At 71.1% G+C, this 4,911-nt stretch carries 3 protein-coding genes and 1 pseudogene; all 4 read right to left on the minus strand.

Annotated features, from left to right (window positions below; all coding sequences use genetic code 11):
* A partial coding sequence (locus K6I34_RS31710) for a serine protease (protein WP_308294082.1) occupies positions 1-936 on the minus strand: 936 nt, incomplete at its 3' end.
* 183 nt (positions 937-1,119) lie between these two features.
* Positions 1,120-2,664, minus strand: a complete 1,545-nt coding sequence (locus K6I34_RS31715) for an RNA polymerase sigma factor (protein ID WP_229331364.1) — start codon at positions 2,662-2,664, stop codon at positions 1,120-1,122.
* A 470-nt stretch (positions 2,665-3,134) separates the two neighbouring features.
* On the minus strand, positions 3,135-4,073 hold the full coding sequence (locus K6I34_RS31720; RefSeq protein ID WP_308294083.1) for an FCD domain-containing protein: 939 nt from the start codon (positions 4,071-4,073) through the stop codon (positions 3,135-3,137).
* Between the two features lie 162 nt (positions 4,074-4,235).
* Positions 4,236-4,911, minus strand: a pseudogene (locus tag K6I34_RS31725) (ABC transporter ATP-binding protein); the annotation flags it as partial.

Raw genomic sequence — 4,911 nt, forward strand, 5'->3', positions numbered from 1 at the left:
CAGCCCCGGACCCTGATCGTGGCCCGGACGCTCGGCCTGGCCCTGATAGCTCTCGGCCTTCCCCGCCCCTTCGGCCCCCTTCACCCCGTTTCCCTGTCTCGCGCCGCCTTCCGTGTGCTTCGCGCCGTCGGTGAGCCGTGCGGCCAGCAGTGACGCGACCGAGGAGATCCTCGTGTAGACCCCGGGGTGTCCCTTCTGCGCGCAGCCGCTCCCCCACGACACCAGGCCGATCAGCCGCCCTCGCGCGACCAACGGCCCGCCGCTGTCGCCCTGGCACGCGTCCTTGCCGCCCTCCGGCAGCCCCCCGCACAGCATCGAGCCCCGGCGGTACACGCCCTCGGCGCTGCCCGGGTAGGCCCGCTCGCACATGGAGTCGTCCAGGACGAGCAGCTTGGCGGTACGCAGCGTCTCGGAATAGGTGCCGTCCCCGTACACGTCGCCCCAGCCGTAGACCATGGCCGCCGTGCCCGTCTTGTAGACCGTCTCGCCGGGCTGCGCCATCGGAATGACGCGGCCCCCCGGCACCGGCTCCTTCAGGGTGAGCACGGCGACGTCGCCCGCGTTGGTCACCGCGTCGTAGTCCGGGTTGACCCAGGTGTCACGCAGCTCCAGCTCGGCTCCGCTCAGGCTGCGCAGGTCGTCCCGCCCGACGATGACCCGGAGGTCCCTCGCCTCGCTCACGTCCATGCCGAGCACCTCGTGGCTCAGGCAATGCGCCGCCGTGACGACCGTCCTGGGCCCCACCACGACGCCGCCGCAGAACTGCCCCGACCGGGCGGGCCCGAAGCGCTGGCGGCTCGCCAGGGCCACCGCCCAGGGCGCGTCCGACGCCCTCACCGACTGGCCACCGATGACCGCACGGTCCGCTGCCGCCGGAGCGGACGCCGCCAGCAGCAGCGCGAAGGCGCCTGCCAGCGGGAAGCACAGCGAACGCATACGACCTCCTGACGGTGCGGAGTTCCTTGCACACCCAGGGTCAACCCGCGAGGCGATCACCGCATCCGGAAGTCCGCCCGGCCGCACCGACGGACCGGCCCCGGACAGCCCGAAGGCCCGGCACCTTCCGGAAGGGAGGGCGCCGGGCCTTCGGGGCCTGCTGTCGGGGTGACGTCCTGTCCGTCAGTCCAGGTAGTCGCGGAGGACCTGGGAGCGGGACGGGTGACGCAGCTTCGACATCGTCTTCGACTCGATCTGACGGATGCGCTCACGCGTCACGCCGTAGACCTTGCCGATCTCGTCGAGCGTCTTCGGCTGACCGTCGGTGAGACCGAAGCGCATGGAGACGACGCCCGCCTCACGCTCGCTGAGCGTGTCGAGGACGGAGTGCAGCTGCTCCTGGAGCAGGGTGAAGCTGACCGCGTCGGCGGGCACGACGGCCTCGGAGTCCTCGATCAGGTCACCGAACTCGCTGTCGCCGTCCTCACCCAGCGGGGTGTGGAGGGAGATCGGCTCACGGCCGTACTTCTGGACCTCGATGACCTTCTCCGGGGTCATGTCGAGCTCCTTGGCCAGCTCCTCCGGGGTGGGCTCGCGGCCCAGGTCCTGGAGCATCTGGCGCTGGACGCGCGCGAGCTTGTTGATGACCTCGACCATGTGCACCGGGATACGGATGGTGCGGGCCTGGTCGGCCATCGCGCGGGTGATGGCCTGGCGGATCCACCACGTCGCGTACGTGGAGAACTTGTAACCCTTGGTGTAGTCGAACTTCTCGACCGCGCGGATCAGACCGAGGTTGCCCTCCTGGATGAGGTCCAGGAAGAGCATGCCGCGGCCGGTGTAGCGCTTGGCCAGGGAGACCACGAGACGGAGGTTGGCCTCCAGCAGGTGGTTCTTGGCGCGGCGCCCGTCCTCGGCGATGATCTCCAGCTCGCGCTTGAGCTTGGGAGCGAGCTTGTCGGAGTTCGCCAGCTTGTCCTCGGCGAACAGACCCGCCTCGATGCGCTTGGCGAGCTCGACCTCCTGCTCGGCGTTGAGGAGGGGGACCTTGCCGATCTGCTTGAGGTAGTCCTTGACCGGGTCGGCGGTGGCACCGGCGACCGCGACCTGCTGCGCGGGCGCGTCGTCCTCGTCCTCGTCGGACAGGACGAAGCCCTTGTTCTCGCCGGTCTCGTCCTCTTCGTCGACCTTGCCCGGAGCCGAGGTCTCCTCGAGGAGGTCGTCGTCGAGGAGCTCGTCGGCATCCTTCTTCGCGGCGGTCTTCTTGGCCGTCGTCTTCTTCACGGCGGCCTTCTTGGCCACCGTCTTCTTCGCCGCCGCCTTCTTGGTGGCGGCCTTCTTCACGGGCGAGCCCATGGCGTCGTCGCTGTCGCCGTACGCCTCCGAGGCGGACGTCGCGGACGTGGTCTGCCTGGCCGTGACCGTCTTGGACGCCACGGTCTTGGTGGCGGTGCGCTTCGCCGGGCTCTTCGCTGCGACGCTCTTGCGGGTGCGCTTGGGCGCCTCGGCGGCACTGACCATCAGCGTCACACCCTCCTCGTCGAGGACCTGGTTGAGGCTGCGCAGAACATTCTTCCACTGGGTTGGCGGAATCTGGTCAGCCTCGAAGGCCCGACGCACGTCGTCGCCGGCGATCTGCCCCTCGGCCTTTCCCTGCTCGATGAGCGCCATCAGAGACTCGGATTCGGCGATCTCCGGCGGGAGCGTACGGGATGTGCTGGCCGACACGAACAACCTCTCGGAACGATGGAAACGGCTTCCGGCTCCGGCCCTCCGATCGAGGAACCGGCTCCGACGACCGCCGGCAAGGATGAACCGGCGGCGCGGGTGGTGAATGCAGACGGACACAGCACCTCGAACGAGGCCGGTATTCCCTCCGCGGCTGCCACCTCTTTAGTCATCGCACGGCCTCAAAGAGCGTTACGCCCAATCCTCGTGGCCCGAGTCACACCCCATAAGACTCGAAATGCCACTCAAGTGGACAGAACGCCTCGCCCGCCCCCGACCGAACCCCGGGGGCATATCCGGATCCGTCCACAGCAGGGCGGTTCACGCATCACGCGCCGGGCACCGCCCGGGCGCCGGATGACAGCTCGCGTGTACGGTCGCACGTCCGCCCGTACACGCGAGCCGTCCGTCCGGTCCCGCGCGTGCGGCCCGTCCGTGCGACTCGCGGCGCCGCCGCGCCCTCCGCGGGATCAGTGCTCGCGGGGGGCGGGCACCACCCGCTCGACGTCGGGGTGGGTGACGAGCAGTTGGCGCATCGCGGCTTCCGCCCCGGCGCCGTCACCGGCGCCCACGGCGTCGACGATCCGGAGGTGATGACCCACTCCCGCTTCCGTGGGGCGGTCGCAGCCGCCCGATGGCGCTCCCGAGACGTGCAGGGCGGAGGAGACGATGCCCGCGAGGTGCTCGAGCATGCGGTTGCCCGCGACCTGGAGCAGCAGCGCGTGGAACTCGGCGTCGGCGCGGCTGAAGGTGAGCGAGTCGCCCTGCGCCAGCGCGTGCCCCATGATCTCGGCCATGTCGACGAGACGCTGCTGGACCTCCTCGCGGCCGTGCCCCGCGGCCAGGCGCGCGGCGAGCGGCTCGATGGTCCAGCGGAGCTCGAAGAGCTCGCGGCGCTGGTCCTCACGCTGCGGGCCGAAGGCGCGCCACTCGATGATGTCGGGGTCGAGCAGGTTCCAGTCGCTGACGGGACGGACTCGGGTGCCGACGTTGGGGCGGGCGCTGACCAGGCCCTTGGCCTCCAGGACCCGCAGGGACTCGCGGACGACGGTGCGGGAGACCTCGAACCGCTGCCCGATCTCCTCGGGGACGAGCGGGCGGTCGGCTCCCAGGTCGCCGGAGACGATCATCTGGCCGAGCTGCTGCACGAGCTGGCCGTGCAGCCCCCGGCCGCGGCTGCCGGCGGCCCGGCGGCCCGCCCGGCTCAGCTCCGCCTCGCCGTCCCAGGCGGACGAGGCCCCGCGGTCGGCCCCCGGAGCCTCCGCGTAGGGGTAACGGTCAAGCTCGCCCGGGCCTGTCAGGCCGGTGTCGGCGGGGCGAGCCGCGGTCATCATGGTGTGCGCAAGGGTACTCACGCCTCCTTTGTCGGCGACACCTCCAACTCCCTTGAGGTCTTTGGTGAAAAGCACACGAAAGGGTGATCGCCCATTACCTCACAATTGACGCCCAAATGGACAGAAGCAGGCACTCTCCGGGGTGGTGTGAATGCGGAGCGTGACTCCTGCGGCGCCCGGGCCTCCGGCGGGTTCCGGGGTGCGAGCGCGGCGGCGTGAGCACTCCGGCACGCGCCCTCACCGCGGACCGCCACGGAACACCGTGAGGACATACGCGCCGAACAGCCCCGCGAGCGACAGGGCGAGCGCCCAGCCGACGGGCTGGGACACCAACTGCAGGGCCACCGAGACCCCGTCGTCCATCCCGGAGGGCCACTGGACAACGGCGGCGGCGCGCAGCCGCTCGGGAAGCCCGATCAGCGAACGGGCGGCGGGCTCCGCCAGCATGCTGCCCACCAAGGGCATCACCAGAGTCGGTACGGCCAGCACCGCGACGAGCCCCAGCGAGGTGGACCGGAACAGGCCCGCGGCGAGCAGGCCGGACCAGGCGCAGCCGAGCGCGAGACATGCGCAGCCCGCGAGCCCGAGGGCCCACTCGCCGGGTGCGGCGGCCGCGTCGTCGCCGTAGAGCAGCCACACGGCCGCCGCGTCGAGCCCCACCGAGAGGAGCGCCAGCAGCACGGCGGTGGCCCCGGTGACGACGAGTTTGGCCCCGAGCAGCCCCAGGCGGCGGGGGACGGTGCCCTGGTCGGGCGCGAGCGCGGGATAGCGGAATTCCTGCCCGAAGGAGAGCGCCCCGACGATCCCCGCACCGAAGGCCGCCGGCGGCAGCGGCAGCAGGTCCGGCCAGCCGGTGAAGGTACGGGGGTCCGGCGCCGCGGTGCGGGCGAGCAGCACCGCGGAGAACAGGGAC

This window comes from Streptomyces sp. UNOC14_S4 (assembly GCF_020740835.1).
GTDB lineage: Bacteria > Actinomycetota > Actinomycetes > Streptomycetales > Streptomycetaceae > Streptomyces.